Consider the following 18,421-nt stretch of genomic DNA (forward strand, 5'->3'; position numbering starts at 1 on the left):
AAGTGTACATTTCCTTTTCAACCACATCGGTAACTTCACCGATTGCTCGACTAAATAAATGTGTCATCTCAACAATTGGCATACGCATTTCAGTATAACCATATGCACTGATCACTTTCTTTACTGAATTTTCTAACTTTTGCCACAATGCTGACTGAGTTGGAAGACAATCATTCATGCCTCGAATTGCTTGAATTTTTTTTACCACAATATTTACCGTAATTTAGGTGACCTTGAGCTTAATCTTCGACTTTAACATCAATGCGATTTTGAACATCTATGACAGAAGCTTTAGCCCGAATTTTTGCTTCTAATTGGTTAACAAGATCGTCGTTATCAAAACGCTCTTTCTGGCGCTTACCATCTTCATAAAAAGCACTTTTTTTATTGCTACCGGCAAGACCGAGATGGGATACCTCAGCCTCACCCGGTCCATTAACCACACAGCCAATAATCGAAACATCCATTGGCGTGATAATATCCTCAAGGCGTTCCTCTAATGCATTAACCGTGTTAATGACATCAAACTCCTGTCGAGAGCAACTCGGACAAGCAATGAAGTTTATTCCTCGCGAGCGAATACGCAATGACTTAAGAATATCAAAACCTACTTTAATTTCTTCAACTGGATCTGCGGCCAGAGAGATACGCAAAGTATCGCCGATTCCTTCAGCTAACAGCATCCCAAGACCAACAGAAGACTTCACAGCCCCTGCACGTGCTCCGCCCGCTTCTGTAATCCCTAGATGAAGAGGTTGATCAATTTTTTTTGCAAGCAAACGGTATGAATCTACGGCGAGAAAAACATCAGATGCCTTCACGCTGATCTTAAACTGATCGAAATTAAGGCGATCTAGGATATCCACATGCCTCATGGCTGATTCCACCAAAGCTTCAGGCGTTGGCTCACCATATTTCATTTGAATATCTTTTTCTAATGAACCGCCATTGACACCGATTCGAATTGGGATATTTTTATCACGCGCACAATCAACAACCGCCCGAATACGATCTTCCTTACCAATATTTCCGGGGTTAATGCGTAAACAATCCACTCCATATTCTGCAACTTGCAGAGCAATACGGTAATCGAAGTGAATATCGGCAACTAATGGTACAGATACCTGTTGCTTTATGAGTTTAAAAGCTTCCGCAGCATCCATAGTCGGCACGGATACTCGTACAATATCAGCACCAACATTTTCCAATGATTTAATTTGCGCAACAGTTGCTTCAACATCTGTTGTTCTTGTATTAGTCATCGACTGTACAGCTATTGGAGCTCCGTCGCCGATGGGTACATCACCCACATAAATACGAGTAGATGGACGACGTTTTATAGGAGATTGGTATTGCATAATGATTTCTAAGGTAAGGTGAATCTTGCTACTTTACCAGAAGTATACCCAGAAAGGTCAACAGGTTCACTTGATAATGTTATAGATACATTTTCCGGCGCCCCTAAAATAACCTTGTAAGGAGGGTTACCTGTTAGCTGTATACCTTGACCAGCTTTCTTGATACCAGTCGCAAGCGTTTTACCAGTAGCATCTTTAACTTGAATCCAACAATCATCGCGAAAAGACATTTCAAGTAAGTTAGCCACTATGGAAGTGGTCGGCTTCTCTGGCTTAGACGATACTTCTGAGTCTACCTTCAAGAGATTGTCTGCCGTCTCAGAAACGTTGCTTGTAGGTGTTGAGTCTGGTGTAGCAGGGTTATTCGAGGGTACTGGCTGAACTATTGTCGGCTCTTCAAATGGTTCAATATTTTCAGCCACTTGAATAGGCTCTACAGCAGAATTCGCAACTTGAGTAGTTACATCTTCTAGTGGTGTTTCTACAATGTCTGACTCTTCTTGCTTAGCATTAGACAAGGGCTCAGGTTCAACTGCTGCAAAGTCCAACTTATTGTTCTCTGCTAATTCTTGTTCTATTTTCTTTTCTTGCTCAGTTACGGAAGTTAACTCAACCGCTGTTTTTTCTTGATTCTGCCACCACCAAACACAAGAAATACTGACAATAACAGCACAAATACCCCATGTCAGGACCATTATTCGATTATCATGTCTCTCTTGATTAGTTTTTTGGGAAAAACTTTGCATTTCATGCTCTTGATGTTGAGCTTCTCCATTGTCATCCAGAGCGCACAAAACAACAGATTCTTCTACACCAACGACACGTGCGTACGAACGCAGATAACCGCGTGTGAAAGTAGCAACTTGCTCACTTTCAAACTGATTTGATTCGATATTTTCGATAATTGCACGTCGAAGACGCAGCCGACTAGCGACCTGCTCCAATGTCAGACCCAGTTCTTCACGTCTTTGCTTTAAAATCGTACCCGCTTCAACTTTTTTCTCTTCGTCTATCAGGGGTGTTTGTTCAGCACTCATTTTATAAACGTCTCTTTTTGAAGGATTCTATTCCAAATGCACATTCGTTATTTATCGTTAGTTGTACAGCCTTGAACGAGAATCTTATATTTTGAGGAAAAGCCCTCACCAAAATGTATAAAGTACTTCACATAAATCTTAGGGATATTATTCCTAAAGCACTAAAGTTTAATTCTAATAGATATCAGAGATGAAACAACATAGAAAACACGTATAATTCACAACTAGCTCAAGGTTTTTCTATATTTTGACATTATTTAGCTCAATCAGTTTAAAAAAAACCAGAGCAAAGCTCTGGCTTCGTATCCAAAGCAATCTTTTTTAAACGGCCTTAACGGCTATCGTTTCACCTTTTGCGGCACGAATAGTCGCGGTACGCTTAGTACGATCGATAACATCACCCACTAACTGGCCACAAGCCGCATCGATGTCATCACCACGGGTTTTACGTACAGTTACAGTATTATCATATTGCATTAGCGTTTTTTGGAAACGGTCTATCCTTGAGTTACTTGGTTTCTTGTAAGGTGAACCAGGATAAGGATTAAATGGAATAAGATTGATTTTACATGGTGTGTCTTTAAGTAACTCAGCAAGTTCACGGGCATGTTCCATGTCATCATTAACATGGTCAAGCAAAACATACTCAACTGTCACTTTACCACGATTAGCGTTAGATGAAGCGATGTAACGGCGAACTGATGCTAGAAAGTCCTCAATATCCCAACGATCATTAATCGGCATAATTTCACTACGCAACTTGTCATTCGGAGCATGAAGTGAAATCGCTAGTGCAACATCTATTTGCCCAGTCATCTTATCAAGGCCAGAGACAACACCAGAAGTAGATACCGTTACTCGACGTTTAGATAAACCAAAGCCAAGATCATCAAGCATGAGCTCGAGTGCTGGGATGAGGTTTTTCATATTAAGTAGAGGCTCTCCCATTCCCATCATAACAACGTTAGTAATTGGGCGTCGGCCTGTATCTTTTTCTAAGCCAACTTCACGCGCAGCACGCCAAACTTGACCAATAATTTCAGATACCTTTAGATTACGGTTGAAGCCTTGTTGTGCTGTAGAACAAAATTTACATTCGAGCGCACATCCCACTTGAGAGGATACACATAAGGTTGCCCTATCGTCTTCTGGGATATAAACCGTTTCTACATCTTGATCGCCGACTTTCATTGCCCATTTTATCGTACCATCTGACGAGTGCTGAGCTTCGGCTACAATCGGCGCTTTAATTTCACAACGGTGCATGAGCTTTTCACGCAATTTTTTATTAATGTTGCTCATATTTTCGAAGTCATCGACACCAAAATGGTAAATCCACTTCATTATTTGATCGGCACGAAATGCTTTTTCACCAAGTTCTTCAGCAAACAGTTTACGCATCCCTTTACGGTCAAAGTCAAGTAGATTGATTTTTTCAGTGTTCATGGAGCCTCACGAAACAACGTAACATTAATTAAGGGCGCGAATTGTACAGCCTTTACTCAACAACAACAAGGGCTCTAACACCCTGTATTATATAAATCATTAATATTACTTTGATTAAATTTTATACTATTTCCATTATTGAAAAGTTTCTGATTAAAAGTTGCTTGCTACTTTTCAAATGTGATCTGTTTTATCTGTTCTACGATAGCTTTCAATCCGTTTCCACGCGATGGACTGAGATGAGAGACAAGGCCTAATTCTTTAAAGAATCCGTCAATATCAAACATTTGAATTTGCTGTGATGTTTTACCATCAAAAGGGGTTAATACCAGTGCAATCAGTCCTCTTACAATACGAGCATCTGAATCCGCACAAAAATACCAAAAACCATTAATATTGGTACTAACTAACCAAACTAGACTTTCACAGCCAGTGACTTTAACTTGCTCAGACTTTAGCTCATTAGGCATTTCAGGCAGACATTTTCCCCAAAGAATCACTTGGCGATATCGTTCTTCCCATCCTTTCAATCCCTGCATGGTTGAAACAATATCGTGTATGAGAATCTCTGTACCAAAAGGCGAGTAAGGAAAAGGTGACATAGGGCCTCCAAACTAAAAGATGATTAGCTGAACTTTTGGATCAGCTTTTCCACAATACGTGCAACGGCGACAAAACCAAAAGTAGCAGTCACAACCGTTGCTGCTCCAAAACCACTCGCACAATCCATACGCTTAGGCCCCTCAGCTGTTGATTTCGTATTGCATACTGTTCCATCCGGCTGTGGGTACTTCAACTGCTCTGTTGAAAACACACACTCAATGCCAAATTTACGTTGTGGGTTTTGAGGGAAGTTATGATGACGCCGCAAGGTATCTTTCATTTTTTTTGCCAACGGATCTTGGATTGTTTTGGTCAGATCCGCAACTTGAATCTGAGTTGGGTCGACTTGCCCCCCAGCACCTCCTATTGTAATTACTTTAATCTTATTGCTTCGGCAATAAGCAAGCAATGAAGCTTTCGCCCTAACACTATCGATAGCATCAAGGACATAATCAAAGTCTTTAGTTAGATATTCATGCTGGTTGTCTGGCGTAATAAAATCATCGATCAAATTAACCTGACAGTCAGGATTAATAAGCTTGACTCTTTCAGCCATCACTTCAATTTTACTCTGACCAATATTGCCATTCATTGCATGGATTTGTCGATTTATGTTGGTGACACAAACATCGTCCATATCGATCAATGTTAATTGACCAACCCCTGTGCGTGCCAATGCCTCAACAGCCCACGATCCGACTCCCCCAATACCTATCACACATACATGCGCAGCGCGAAGAATTTCGACTTGTGAATCGCCATAAAGACGCCGAGTTCCACCAAACCGTTGGTCATAACTGTCTGAAGCAGGTGTATCAAGTTCACGCATGGTGCTCTCCTCCGCTAGATTAGGGGTTAAAATACAAAGAGTGCGTTTTATACGCACTCTTTGATAAAAAGTCTAGCCAACGCAGACTATTCTAATTTTTCAGGTGGTAAAGCCCAAGGAGCCTGAGTTGCTGAGTTTTCTAATCCTAACTTCCACACACGACCAAAGTGCTTGTAATGCCCTGCCTCTGTACCGGCTCTAGGGCCCATTCCATGGTATAGATCTAAATGGTTTTGCTTTACTGCACCACCAGTATCTAGAACAATAAGTAAACGCAATTGATGTGCTCCACTCCAGCTACCATCTGCATTTAATAATGGGACTTCCGCAAGAATTGGCGTTCCCATTGGAAAAACTGCTGGGTCACCCGCGACAGAAGCCATAGGTAACAATGGGATACCAGCAGTCCCCGTCACTGGCGCATCGGCTCTAGGTTCAAAGAACACATAAGATGGATTTTGCTCCAACAACTCACGTACAGTTTGGTCATCATTAGCTAGCACCCACTCTTTTATCGCTTTAAGTGACATTTTTTCACGAGATACTAAGCCCCTTTCAATCAGCACCTTACCAATACTGACATAGGCTTTGTTGTTTTTGCCGCCGTAAGCAAAGTATTCTAATGTATCATCTTCAAAGTGGACAAAGCCGCTTCCTTGGACTTCCATCATAAATGGATCAATCATATTGGCTGAATAACCCAATTCAAGTCCCAGACCTTCTAAGGCGCCATCATAAATCTGCGTACGTGTTGGACAATCAACCTCACAATTTGGTTTTGCGTAAACGGGATATCGATATGTCTCATTTGGCTCATGACGTAATTCCATTACTGGTGAGAAATATCCCGTAAATAAAACATTACCCTTTTTATCTCCGCCACCTAACTGGGCAGCTTGAACACCAAAATTGGCCAATTGAGCAGGGTCACCACTTTGTAAAACCCATTCATTTAATTTTTCGTACAGCGGTTGATATAGACTGGTCATCGATGGTGAGTTTTCAGTCACTTGTTCTGATTGCTTTGCAAACTTTGTAAAATCCTTCGGTTTATTCGATTCGATAATAGTACTTTTATTAAGTATGGAGACAAATTCACCATCAACATATTGCTGAGCACGATCCTTGGGCTGTGCGCAACCTAACAAAACACTGGCGGCAACAAGAGGAAGATATTTTTTAAGCACGAGAATGATTCCTTATTGAACTGCAAATAGGATGACAAACTCAAGCGATTAGCGCAATCAAGGATATTGCTACCAAAGCCATTTTTAATAATTCCTGACAAACCTACCTAAAAGATTATCATATTTTTAGTCACAAAAACCTTGATAGAAAAAGAATAAAAATGCATTATTAAAACATAGTAATTCAAACAAATAACAGTTATGAAAATTCGTAATACCGCATTAGTCAAAGGGTTTCGTCAATCAGCTCCTTATGTGAACGCACACCGAGGCAAAACCATGGTTATTATGCTTGGTGGCGAAGTCGTAGCAGACGAGAATTTTTCAAATATCATCAATGATATTGCCCTACTCCATAGTTTAGGTGTCAATATTGTGGTCGTACATGGCGCCAGACCACAGATAAATCAATTACTTGAACAGGCTAATCATAAGAGCCCATACTACAAAGGGATTCGCGTAACAGATCAACAAACTTTGAATGTTGTCATGCAGGCCGCCGGTCAGCTCCAATTAGCGATTACCGCTCAGCTTTCAATGAGCCTTAGCAACACGCCAATGGCTGGTACTCAACTCAACGTTGTCAGTGGTAATTTTGTCACTGCTCAACCACTGGGTATAGATGATGGCATTGATTACTATCATAGTGGCCGTATTCGGAGAATAGATACACAAGGTATTAATCGAGCCTTAGATCAGGGCTCTATCGTTCTTCTAGGGCCAATAGTAGGTTCCGTAACGGGGGAATCATTCAATCTACTTTCCGAAGAGGTGGCGACTCAAGTTGCCATCAAGCTTAATGCAGATAAACTGATTTGCTTCTGCTCTGAACAAGGCGTTATAGACTGTGAAGGCAGAGCTGTAGCTGAGCTGTTTCCGCGCGATGCCGAACAATTTCTTCTCAAACTAGAGCAAGAAGATCAGAACTCCTCCGGAACAACGCGTTTTTTAAAAGCGGCAACAACTGCTTGTAATTCAGGGGTACCTCGTAGCCACTTAATTAGTTACAAAGTTGATGGGGCGCTGATTCAAGAGCTCTTTTCTATCGATGGAATAGGCACTCAAATCTCTAAAGCAAGTACAGAACAAGTCCGCCAAGCCCACATTGATGATATTGGTGGTATTTTGGATTTAATTCACCCCCTTGAACAACAAGGTGTACTGGTCAGACGCTCAAGAGAACAATTAGAACAAGAGATACACCAATTCACTATCATTGAAAAAGACGGATTAATTATCGGATGTGCCGCGCTTTATCCGTACGCGGATGAAAAAATGGCAGAAATGGCCTGTGTCGCCATTCATCCAGAATACAGGGAAGGTAACCGTGGTGTTCTATTACTTAAACACATCAAGTTACAATCCAAAGCTCAAGGTATAAAACATATTTTTGTCCTTACTACTCGCAGCATTCATTGGTTTCGCGAGCAGGGTTTTCAGGAAATGTCGGTCGAGTTTTTACCCTCACATAAAAAAAACCTCTACAACTATCAACGAAAATCGAAAATATTAGCGATTGAACTTTGATTTAAAAATTAAAATCAATAACTTAAAAGCATCATAATGAAAGACGCTTAACTATGCCACTGGCTCTTTGAGTGCGAATTTTAATTCCTCGAGCCATAACCCTATCATCAACAAATAAGCTCAGGCGATGCTTAGCACGCGTCACCCCTGTGTAGATAAGTTCACGCGTCAAAAGCGGGGTATATTCAGGTGGCAATACCACGATAGTATGTTCAAACTCACTTCCTTGAGACTTATGAATGGTCATTGCATAAGCCGTCTCATGTTCTGGCACTCGACTTGGCAATACCGCTTTGATTGAACCATCAGGCAATTCAAAAAATACTTTTAGTCTTTCTACTCCCTCTGAGTTATCGAGCAAACACAATCCAATATCACCATTGTATAGACCTAAAGCGTGGTCATTACGCACAACCATAACAGGACGACCATGGTACCAAAGCTCATCTTGTGTCTTAATCAATTTACGAATTTTTAATCCGCGCTCTATACGCTGATTTAGCCCGACAATGCCAAAGTCTCCCTCGCGCACAGCGCAAAGTAAGCGGCACTTAGAAAAAAGTTGTAGTGCTTCTTTTGCTGTATCGTGAATAGTACCTACTTTATCAAGAACAACATTTTCGGCTACCTGTTCGACACGATTTAAGTAGTGACTATACTCATGGACCAAGGTTTGAATCATCTGACTATAATGATGGCTATCGACAGGAAATTTAGCGATATCATCAAAATCCTTTTGCAAAACTAAGTCAACTTTTGTCATTGATCCTGAATTGATTGCCTTAGCAAATTGACCAATCCCAGAACGAGCATCAAAGCGGTAGCTTTTTTGTAACATGCACAAACTGTCTGCAATTGTGACTGCTCTATCAGATGTATTAATAAGGGATTCATAGCCCGTTAATTGACTTATTATTTTAGCTTGTTCAGAACTGTATCCGTGTTGGTGAAATAAACAAATATCACCTAATACTGCCCCGGCTTCTACAGATGCGAGCTGATCTTTATCACCCAGAAGTATTAAACGTGCATGCTTGGGTAAGGCATCTACCAGCTTATACATCATGGGTAAATCAACCATAGAGGCCTCATCGACAACCAAAATATCTAGGTGCAGAGGATTTTGTTGATTATGTCGAAAATCGGCACTATTTGGTACAGAGCCTAACAAACGGTGTAAAGTACTCGCGCCAGTAGGTATAAGGCTTTTCAAGCTCGGTTCAACCGGAAGCTCAGCCACCGCTTTACCTATAGATTCAGTCAAACGTGCCGCCGCTTTACCCGTAGGGGCAACCAGTTTAATAACCGGCACTTCATTTACCTGCTGAGCCTGTACACTCAATGCAGCAAGTAATTTAGTAACGGTAGTCGTTTTGCCCGTTCCAGGGCCACCAGAAATAACAGTAAAGCGACGCGTCAAGGCAACAGCAGCTGCAACCTTTTGCCAATTAACACAAACAGACAAGGGCACCAAATCATCTAGGACGTTAAGCTGCTCTATTTTAGATACACTGAGAAGCTTTTGGTCTATGGTGAGCCAATCAAGTAACTCACCGCTAACAATATCAAGATGATCGCAAACAAGTTGCTGTCTAATCACCTGCGTTGAACTACCATCAGATTGAGCCGAAACTAAAGAATTAAAGAGATAGCGATAATTTCTGGCAAATAAATGATTCAGTAACTGAGTGAGCACTTTAACATTAGTAGTCTTTAGGTTCATAGGTAACCCAAAGCTATTCAAACGCTTTGCTAACATCATTTCATAATGCCAATAACGGTGAAGGTAAAGCCTTTCACCATCAAAAATCATAGGTGAAGTCTGTTCCGGCTCCCCAACTAACGTGGCATTGTCCAATACTTTCAGCCAATCTATCTTTTGCAACACTTGATTGAGCTGATGAGCCAGGTCGCCATATATACCCAGTTTAGCGACCAAATCAGACGGCTGGCCATAGCGGTCTAACAAAGGTAAACAAATATGGCCTTTGCCCAATTCACAGCTCAGAATAGCGGCAATAAAAGCCACATTGTCGTCTTGGCCTTGTTGGCGAATAAATCGGGAAAATTGATAATCAATTTGTCGTATCATTCCCTTTTCAACCAAAGATTTAAGAGATAAAAACAGATTTTGCATGGTTAGGATCCTATATTAACTCAATCTGCCCTGAGCTAGTTTGCTTTGGCTCTATGGATCGCCCTTCTATCAAACTATCTAAATCTTGTAGAAACTCCAATGTAGGTCGAGCATAAAAGATTCCGTGTTCACTTTCCCCATCCATACCGCGCAAAAATAAATAATAAACACCACCAAAATGAGAGTGGTAATCATAGCTAGGCAAACGGGAACGTAAAAAACGATGTAATGCTAAAGCGTAGATTTGGTATTGCAGGTCATAGCGATGCTCAGCCATTGCGTCCTTTAGAGCATCCCCATGATAATCACTTAGGTTATTACCAAGGAAATTGGATTTCCAATCGAGTATGAAATATTTGCCTTGATGCTCAAATACCAAATCAATAAATCCTTTAAGCATACCTTGTGTAGAATGAAATCCTAGATCGCCAGCTTTAGCAGATAAAGGATCATGCCGTTGAATAACCCGATTTAGTGCAGGTGCGGTAAGTATTTCAATCGGTAACAAAAACTCCATTTCAACAAGACGTTGAGATACTTGCTTTTGATTAAGTTTGAGTTGTTTACCATCTAAGGGGGTATCTAAAACTGTATCAACTAAAGTCTGCAATACAGGCAGCCAAGCAGGATCTAGCTGCTCACTCTCCATCAAATCAGCCATAATCTCTGTATTGGCTTGACTTGTGGCAGGCTCAGTAAATTCTACTTCTTCAAACAAAGTGTGGAGGAAAGTACCAGGCCTCGCTCCTTTAGGAAAAGTGAAGATACTCTTTTCTGGCTCAAATAATTCTTCACCTTGTTGATCATCAGAGGAATCAACATCTAAAATCAGTATATCGGTCGGAGCATCATCAAAATGATGACTATAACCTTGCTTAACTAACCCTGAATAACTAGTGATACGCCAGTTGCGATCAATATCAGTTTGCAGCTCACTCGCACTTAATTGAACATTCTCTGGTGAGCTCATCACAAGCTTTACATCACTACTTTCGGGCAAGGACATCAGCTGTACACTGGGTAATTTATTCGCTTGCTGCTCAAGTGCAGTAGTCAATTCAGTAACGCCTCCCTGCTGGCCATTTTGGATCAAATAACCCATAGCGCTATGGTGTACCCCTGTTGGCTCCTTCGTAGAACGACCATTTCGAATCGGTGCCATACCAATAAAACATCCATAAATAGCTCGCGTAAGTGCAACATAGATTAGTCGCAAATCTTCCGCTAATCTTTCTTTGTCAGCCTGCTGGAGTGATACTTCTTGCGCTGTAATATCGAGAATGGTTTGATCCAATCGACTATCGTAGTATTTTGCTTCGCTAGCTTGACGATAATTCAACACAAATGGCAAAAAAACCAGATCATATTCAAGCCCCTTAGATTTGTGGATAGTGACAATTTGCACTAAGTTTCGTTCTGACTCCAAGCGCTTAATCTGCTCTTCACTAGCACCAAACCCAGTATGCGCATCTGATATTGATTGGGCTAACCAACGCAAAAGGCCGTGGTCGCTATCTAGTTCCAAACTCGCTTGTTGGAGTAGTTCTCCGATATGCATAAAATCCGTAAGCGAGCGTTCACCATTATCTTCTTCCAATAAACGTTCAGCAATGTGCCTTTTACTCATAACGCTTCGTAACATGGGCAAAATACCACGCTGTATCCACAAACGTCGGTATTGTTTAAACTCATTAATGATATTTTCCCACTCAATTTCATCATTATTGAGCTTGTCTAATGAAGCGGCATCCAAGGCAAATATTTCAGAAGCGATACTCGCTCTAAGGGATCGCTCATTTTCTGGTGTCAACACAGCTTGAAGCAAGCGTTGTATATCTTCTGCCACTACTGAGGTAAACACATTATCACGGTTAGAAAGATAGACACTAGCAACGCCCTTAGTTGCCAAAGCTTGCTTGATAATATGGCCTTCACTACCCGTCCTTACCAATACTGCTATGTCTCCAGCTTGAATGCTATGTCGAGATTTCCCATCATCAAATACCGCACTATTTTGCTGCGCTGCCGATAAAATATCATGAATTTCTTGTGCACATGCCTGTGCCATTGCATGCTGATATTCGCCTTTAGAGATGGGTTTATCCTCCGTCTCTTGTAGCCAGAAAGTCAAAGCAGGTTGAGGCTGGCCATGCAGTAGCCAGCGGCGTTTATCAGCATCTGGACTTGCATTTACTGGTAAAAAGGGAATGTCATCATCGTATATAAATGGATGCTTCGGAGTAACAAACAACTGATTAACCGCACAAACCATATCTTCACTCGATCGCCAATTAGTCCCAAGGGTAAAATGGGAAGAAACCTGATTACGAGCCTTGATGTAAGTAAAAATATCGGCACCACGAAATCCATAAATGGCCTGTTTAGGATCGCCTATCATAAATAAGCCACACTGTGGTGAGTTAAGGTAGATACGACTGAAAATACTGTATTGAAGCGGATCGGTATCTTGAAACTCATCGATCATCGCAACCGGATATAGCAAACGTATACGCTCAGTAAGTTGATCTGTCGCGTCATCATCTATGGCAGCCGAAAGCTGGGTGAGTAAATCATCAAACGATAGCCATTGTTTCTGTTGCTTAGCTTTAGATAACATTTCTCGGCACTTTTCTATCGCGTGTGCCAGTATGGGGGCTTCTAAGTTTATAGGGCTTAGAATAAACTCATCAATTGCAGCAAATACCGGATGGCTCGGCCCATCACCTTTAAGGGTTTTCTCATCGAGCACACTCTGGGCAAACTTTTCCAACTTGTCTGGGTAGTCATAGCCTGTCGTTTCTGTCGATGCCCAGAAATCAATAGCTTCAAGCCAAGTAGGCAAAGACTTTTTACTGTAGCTGCGCTTATTAATATCTGATCCACTAATTAAAGTGAGATAGTCCTGTTGGCCTGAACGCCAAAGCGCTTTTAGCTGGTCAATTTTTCTAAGATTTTCAGTGTGAAGTTCAATTAAGCTTCCTTGCATCGCAGGTACTGAAGTTCGCAGCGGCGACCCTGTCAAATAAGGGCTTATTTTTCTTAGCAACTCAACAGGTGAGTGCCAAATACGGCGAACTTCTCCTGCTAAATTAAGTGGTAATGGATAAAAGTTACGTCGCCAATAATCAGCCACTACTTGAGCCTTAAGGCGACTTTCATCGGTAATAAATTCGTTATTAAACCGGCTACCAGATTCAAATGCATTTTGGGTAAGCATACGCTGGCAAAAACCATGAATCGTATAAACCGCCGCTTCATCCATCTGCCTTTCTGCCTGCAAAAGAATCTCGGCAGCTTGTTGGTGATCGTCAATCTGATGTAATAGGGGTTCAATAACGGGATCCGTACTGTCGCCACGAGAAAATGCAATTCTCGCGTCATGAATACGCGTTCGAATACGATCGCGCAACTCAGCGGTAGCGGCCTCGGTAAAGGTTACCACTAATATCTGATCTACTGTCAGTGGCTGCTGGTGCTTTGCCTTTGTACTGCCGTGTCCAAGTAGTAACCTCAGGTACAACCCTGCAATAGTGAAGGTTTTACCTGTTCCGGCAGAGGCCTCAATTAAACGAGCACCGTGCAATGGGAAAGTCATGGTATTGAGCGATATGGCTATTGAAGCAGATGTCACAATTTTTTAACCCTTCATTTATTCCAATAAAGACACGTAAATTAAACGATATTAAATAACAACCAATTCGCTCATAACATAACGAGGTTATTCACTACAATTATCTTGCACCGCTAACCTTGGAGCTTGCATAACCAAAGTCGCTAAATCTCTTACTTGTAATGCAAGCTCATCACTCCACTTTGGCCAAATTCTGGAAATATAAGCATTGGAACCTTCACCTAGTTTTTTTCTCCCAACCATTTGGTAGCCATCGTTAAATTTCTCAGCCATTTTCTTCAAAGATTTTTCTTCATTCTCAGACCAGCTTCCTCGACTGAATCCAGCTTCAACACACGCTAAAACCGTTGATGGGAAGTAAGCCAAAGGAGTCGTCATCCCTTGATAATAGAGGCAAATCAACTCACCAAGATTAGACTTAGCACGACTCGGATCCACTATTGCAGGAAAAGTCAGGTGAATAATCCCCTCTTTACGATCATATCCCACCATATGGGTACACTGGTTATGCCCCATTGCATTCATTGCCAGATGATCTATCCAAGTCGATAAATAATCCTGAGCCCTTATCCGGCCACTACGAAAACGTACTAAACCTGAGCGGTAGTTCTGAGTCAGCCATCCTGTAAGTTCAATTGGCTTACCCTCTCCCAAAATATCAAAAGATAATTTAACTTCTCGATCTTCTATTTCACAGCTGCAAAGCCAAAGCAGTTTTTCAACTAATTCCTGCGCTTGAACACGATTCGTTTCAAACTCAATATCACCAAAAGCCCCAACAGGTAACTTACCCTGAGCCCGCTGCTGAGCAATAAATTCTTCAATGATGACTTGCTGATCTGCATTACCTTTGAGCTGAGCTTCAAGCAGCATTTCGAGTAAACCATCTCGCATTTGATAGCTTTCCAGCCCATTTAATACAAAAGGCTCATCATCTTCAATGACAGATAGTGGTGGTTCAAATTCCACTTTTAAACGACGGTTAAAAAAGTATTGAACCGGCATTCGCCAAAAGCGCTGTAGTTCCACTAAATCCAGCTCCTGAGGGAAAACAGCATCAAGTAAGTATTCACTTAACTGACAGTTGAATTGCCCACCAACTAGACCTTGGCGGTTAGCAGCAGGTAACCATTCTTTGGCATAGCTAGTATTGTGCGCAGAAAAGGCACTAGGACTAAATGGAACCATAGAATGCAGACTTCGAATAGCGGCAAGTAAGCGCTTTCCAGACTGATCAACACTTAGCGTCTCATCGCCTTTCAAACAGAAGTTCTGCTGACAATACTCCATCAATTCAGAGACCAATACTGAGGGGACTCGCTCGGTATTATCTTGAATCGAGCGGCCTATATAACTGATATAAAGCTTATGCTGAGCAGATAATAAAGCTTCTAGAAAAAGATAACGATCATCATCACGACGTGAACGGTCACCGGGCCTAGAACGACCATTCATAAGGTCAAAACTTTCTGGTGGCACACTACGCGGGTAGACTCCATCATTCATTCCCAACAGGCATACAGTTCGAAACGGAATTGAACGCATCGGCATTAAGGTACAAAAATTAACCTGCCCTGCAAGAAAACGTTGGCTCACTCGTGTTGTAGAAAGTTTATTTTTAAGGTATTGAGAGACAATATTGGGCGTCAATTCTTGTTGATATGCTGCCTCTTTAATTTGCTCATTCAATCCGGATAATGTATCGCGAATTGACTTAAGTACCGCTTCACCTTCTAAATCGACCTTAAAAAAGTCATCTAAAGCCAAGGTCAATATTTCACGCCAGTTTTCAATTGATTGGGTTAAAGCTAGCTTAGTGCGATAATCACTAACTGTTTCAATAAAGTGAGCTAATTTACCTGCCAACTCAGCGCCTACCCCTTGCACCTGATTGTAAGGCGAAAGTAGACCATTCTCTGTTTCTAGTAGTCCAGCTGAATCAGACATTGCATAGCCAAGCAGCATACGCTGAATACCAAATTGCCATGTGTTTTGTCTCGTTTCAGGTAAATCAAATTCTTCTCCGCTATGAAGGCTGAGACCCCATCGAATACCAGACTCCTCAACCCAAAGTTTTGCTTGAAAAAACTCTTCTTCACTCAATCCAAACCGAGATAAGATAGAAGGTGTTTCCAATAGTTCGAGCAACTCTGAAGCAAGACAGCGGGTACTGGGTAAATTCACAATCTGCATAAACGAATGTAAAATAGGGCTTTCCTGATCAGCGGTTCGATCCGAAATAGAATAAGGAATGAAACGCTCGCCAGGTGCATTACCAAATACCGCTTGAATAGCGGGGCTATAGGCATTGATATCCGCCACCATAACAATGATATCACGTGGTTTTAGACTCGATTCTAGATTAAACATCGCCAATAACTGATCATGTAGAACCTCAACTTCCCGCATCGCGCTATGGCAAACATGCAAACTAATAGAAAAATCTTGAGGTTCAATGATATGTTTATGCTGGCTTGAATCGATAATATTATCATTCTGCTGCTCTTCGAGATTAAAAATGTCAGCCTGAATATGATGTAATAAAGAGTCTCTATCGATAGCAACAAAAGCTTCAATTTCATGTGAGTCTATTTGTGACAGCAAAAACATATTATCTCTGCCTAGCTTTCCCATGGAAGCAAGTAAACTATTTCCAACAGCATGGGTATGCAACCCATCATCCAAATTCTGTTCAATACCCCCTTTCAACTGACACGATTCACCTTCTCGTTCAGAATGATCGTCTTTCCACACCAAATGCTGGCGATGCCGAGCAGCCAGACGCGCAAGGTATTTGCGATCTCGCACCTCACCCCAATAATAGCGACAAGGATTAGTAAACATTAAATGAACATCAATATGTTCACCAATAGCTTTAAGCGCATCAATATAACGTGGGGGCAAAGACGTGATACCAAAGACAAAAAGGCGTTTAGGCCATTGTTCACAACGACCAGAATCATTGGCTAGCCTATCAATAAAATTTTGGTAAAGATTAGCTCTATGGTAAGGGGATTGAGCAAGGTAAAGCGTATGATCGTATAGTGCTCGCCACAAAATAGGCTGCCAGTTATGCTCACCTTGTATTTCAGTTACTTCTTGACCCATTTCCCAACGGGCAATCCATTCAGGTCGATAAACGAGGTAACCATCAAATATGTCGGCGATTTTTTCAGCTAGTTGATATAACTTACTCTGATCTTGATCATTTTGCAGATAATGCTTTAACGCGGAAAATTCCTCTTTTTCCAACAAACTTGGTAGGATTTGCATCAATTTCCAAGTCATCGCCTCTTTGTTAAACGCACTTCGTTGCGGCACATCGGCAAGAACTTGCGTAAACATATTCCAAATAAACGTCGCAGGAAGCGGAAAGATCATGTTCGCTGCAACACCAAACTCTTTAGCTAACTCTATTTTTAGCCACTGAGACATCCCAGGGCTCTGGACCAAAATCTGTTCCTGATCAAAAGGGTTATCTAAAGGATTAAGCCGAATCAACTCGACCAGTAAGGATTTTAAAACGTCGACTTGGTTGGAATGGTAGACAGTAAACAAAATACACTCACACTATCATTGCCGCAATTGCGTCCAGATTAGCATAAGTGTATTAGTTTCTTGAGTATTAAGCTCCGATTAATGCTTTAAAAGGCTAAGCATTACGCACTATCACTTTATGGGGTTGATAGAAGTTAAAATATCTCAATGCAACATAAGAAATAACCGCGGTAGCAATAATTAATTCAACTCCAGCTAGAGTATGCACCTGCTGTACATATTGGCTATCCACTCCTGATACTTGCATCCAGCTCGCCAGTTTAAATAAAGCAGTAGCACCAATGGCCATTGGAAAAGTAAAAGCGGCATAACCTGGGCTAAATGGTAATCTTAATAATCTAAAGAAAGCGAGATATATAATAGCTGTCATTAAAACACCAATACCAAACAATAATCCAACAATCACAGGGGATGGTTGGGCGGCAACAGTAAGGTATCCAGCTAGTGATAGACTAGCAGGAGCTGCCATAATAGCTAGTGTAGGTTTCGCTGCATCTGGTACTTCATGAGTGAACATAAAACGGTAAATCATCATAGGCAACATGACAGCATAAACCAGCATACCAAAGATTAAAGTACCATTCGCAATAGCTAATAAATCTGGATTGCCAGAAAAAGCAACATCGGCAACGATAATACCTACAGGAGGAACAAACCAGCTTGGCACCATATGATGCAATTCAAACTCTTTTGCTCTGTGATACACAAAACTGACGAGAAAGATAATGTGCAGACCTACAGCGGCAAGCCAGATCATATCACCAAGCATAGGGTAAAAATGCCCTATGGAATTGGATACCACCATAGTAGCCATTGCAAATGTAGGGACTACGCTTCCAACAACAGGGTGAGCAAGATCTTGACGAAGTAAGTGACCGTGACAAAGAAATTTCACTGCGAGTATTACCAACAATACACTCGCAATAAGGGCTCCTGCTAGCTGGCCAAAGCCATTCAAAGGAGCAAAGTTCTCCCAGCACCATCCTAAACTGGCAATCCCGAGCGCTAACCCAGCCATTGGTGTAGGTGCTCCCATTACTTTTGCTTTTGTCGCTTTAATCATCATCGCCTCACAATCTTTCTTTGTTCCTCAACAATAATAATACGC

Annotated in this window: 11 protein-coding genes and 1 pseudogene; 1 reads left to right on the forward strand and 11 read right to left on the reverse strand. The window is 41.5% G+C overall.

Annotated elements, in window-relative coordinates:
• The 7 genes and pseudogenes from KO511_RS17615 to mltA all read right to left on the reverse strand — a co-directional run.
• Window positions 1–208, reverse strand: a pseudogene (locus KO511_RS17615) (ATP phosphoribosyltransferase regulatory subunit); the annotation flags it as partial.
• Window positions 209–239: 31 nt separating this feature from the next.
• On the reverse strand, window positions 240–1,358 hold the full coding sequence (ispG, locus tag KO511_RS17620) for a flavodoxin-dependent (E)-4-hydroxy-3-methylbut-2-enyl-diphosphate synthase (RefSeq protein ID WP_215988716.1): 1,119 nt from the start codon (window positions 1,356–1,358) through the stop codon (window positions 240–242).
• Window positions 1,359–1,366: 8 nt separating this feature from the next.
• Entirely contained in the window at window positions 1,367–2,395 is a 1,029-nt protein-coding gene (gene rodZ / locus KO511_RS17625; protein ID WP_215988717.1) for a cytoskeleton protein RodZ, read from the reverse strand.
• A gap of 321 nt (window positions 2,396–2,716) precedes the next feature.
• A complete protein-coding gene (locus KO511_RS17630; RefSeq protein ID WP_215988718.1) occupies window positions 2,717–3,841 on the reverse strand; it encodes a bifunctional tRNA (adenosine(37)-C2)-methyltransferase TrmG/ribosomal RNA large subunit methyltransferase RlmN in 1,125 nt (374 codons plus the stop codon).
• Between the two features lie 167 nt (window positions 3,842–4,008).
• The gene (gene csdE, locus KO511_RS17635) at window positions 4,009–4,443 is read right to left on the reverse strand and encodes a cysteine desulfurase sulfur acceptor subunit CsdE (RefSeq protein ID WP_215988719.1); all 435 of its coding nucleotides are present in this window, start codon (window positions 4,441–4,443) and stop codon (window positions 4,009–4,011) included.
• A gap of 23 nt (window positions 4,444–4,466) precedes the next feature.
• The gene (gene tcdA, locus KO511_RS17640; RefSeq protein WP_215988720.1) at window positions 4,467–5,273 is read right to left on the reverse strand and encodes a tRNA cyclic N6-threonylcarbamoyladenosine(37) synthase TcdA; all 807 of its coding nucleotides are present in this window, start codon (window positions 5,271–5,273) and stop codon (window positions 4,467–4,469) included.
• Between the two features lie 86 nt (window positions 5,274–5,359).
• The gene (mltA, locus tag KO511_RS17645; protein ID WP_215988721.1) at window positions 5,360–6,460 is read right to left on the reverse strand and encodes a murein transglycosylase A; all 1,101 of its coding nucleotides are present in this window, start codon (window positions 6,458–6,460) and stop codon (window positions 5,360–5,362) included.
• A gap of 201 nt (window positions 6,461–6,661) precedes the next feature.
• On the opposite strand from mltA, the gene argA reads away from it, so the two are divergent.
• Window positions 6,662–7,987 carry an amino-acid N-acetyltransferase gene (gene argA, locus KO511_RS17650; RefSeq protein ID WP_215988722.1) on the forward strand — a complete coding sequence of 442 codons (1,326 nt, stop codon included), beginning with the start codon at window positions 6,662–6,664 and terminating at the stop codon, window positions 7,985–7,987.
• A 31-nt stretch (window positions 7,988–8,018) separates the two neighbouring features.
• On the opposite strand, the gene recD is transcribed toward argA, so the two are convergent.
• The 4 genes from recD to KO511_RS17670 all read right to left on the reverse strand — a co-directional run bounded on the left by recD (window position 8,019) and on the right by KO511_RS17670 (window position 18,376).
• A complete protein-coding gene (gene recD, locus KO511_RS17655; RefSeq protein ID WP_215988723.1) occupies window positions 8,019–10,124 on the reverse strand; it encodes an exodeoxyribonuclease V subunit alpha in 2,106 nt (701 codons plus the stop codon).
• A 10-nt stretch (window positions 10,125–10,134) separates the two neighbouring features.
• The gene (gene recB / locus KO511_RS17660) at window positions 10,135–13,719 is read right to left on the reverse strand and encodes an exodeoxyribonuclease V subunit beta (RefSeq protein ID WP_252724437.1); all 3,585 of its coding nucleotides are present in this window, start codon (window positions 13,717–13,719) and stop codon (window positions 10,135–10,137) included.
• Window positions 13,720–13,842: 123 nt separating this feature from the next.
• Window positions 13,843–17,313: an exodeoxyribonuclease V subunit gamma gene (gene recC, locus KO511_RS17665; protein WP_215988724.1), complete on the reverse strand. Its 3,471-nt coding sequence runs from the start codon at window positions 17,311–17,313 to the stop codon at window positions 13,843–13,845.
• 94 nt (window positions 17,314–17,407) lie between these two features.
• Window positions 17,408–18,376, reverse strand: a complete 969-nt coding sequence (locus KO511_RS17670; protein WP_215988786.1) for a TDT family transporter — start codon at window positions 18,374–18,376, stop codon at window positions 17,408–17,410.
• Window positions 18,377–18,421: the final 45 nt, after the last annotated feature.

Origin of the sequence: Vibrio hepatarius (assembly GCF_018860525.1) — a bacterium.
Lineage (GTDB): Bacteria > Pseudomonadota > Gammaproteobacteria > Enterobacterales > Vibrionaceae > Vibrio > Vibrio hepatarius_B.

What these genes read in the sequence shown, in the direction of transcription:
- ispG (WP_215988716.1), bottom strand. Translation starts at nt 1,358, where the DNA reads ATGCAATACCAATCTCCTATAAAACGTCGTCCATCTACTCGTATTTAT.
- argA (WP_215988722.1), top strand. Translation starts at nt 6,662, where the DNA reads ATGAAAATTCGTAATACCGCATTAGTCAAAGGGTTTCGTCAATCAGCT.
- rodZ (WP_215988717.1), bottom strand. Translation starts at nt 2,395, where the DNA reads ATGAGTGCTGAACAAACACCCCTGATAGACGAAGAGAAAAAAGTTGAA.
- tcdA (WP_215988720.1), bottom strand. Translation starts at nt 5,273, where the DNA reads ATGCGTGAACTTGATACACCTGCTTCAGACAGTTATGACCAACGGTTT.
- KO511_RS17630 (WP_215988718.1), bottom strand. Translation starts at nt 3,841, where the DNA reads ATGAACACTGAAAAAATCAATCTACTTGACTTTGACCGTAAAGGGATG.
- KO511_RS17670 (WP_215988786.1), bottom strand. Translation starts at nt 18,376, where the DNA reads ATGATTAAAGCGACAAAAGCAAAAGTAATGGGAGCACCTACACCAATG.
- recB (WP_252724437.1), bottom strand. Translation starts at nt 13,719, where the DNA reads ATGACTTTCCCATTGCACGGTGCTCGTTTAATTGAGGCCTCTGCCGGA.
- csdE (WP_215988719.1), bottom strand. Translation starts at nt 4,443, where the DNA reads ATGTCACCTTTTCCTTACTCGCCTTTTGGTACAGAGATTCTCATACAC.
- recD (WP_215988723.1), bottom strand. Translation starts at nt 10,124, where the DNA reads ATGCAAAATCTGTTTTTATCTCTTAAATCTTTGGTTGAAAAGGGAATG.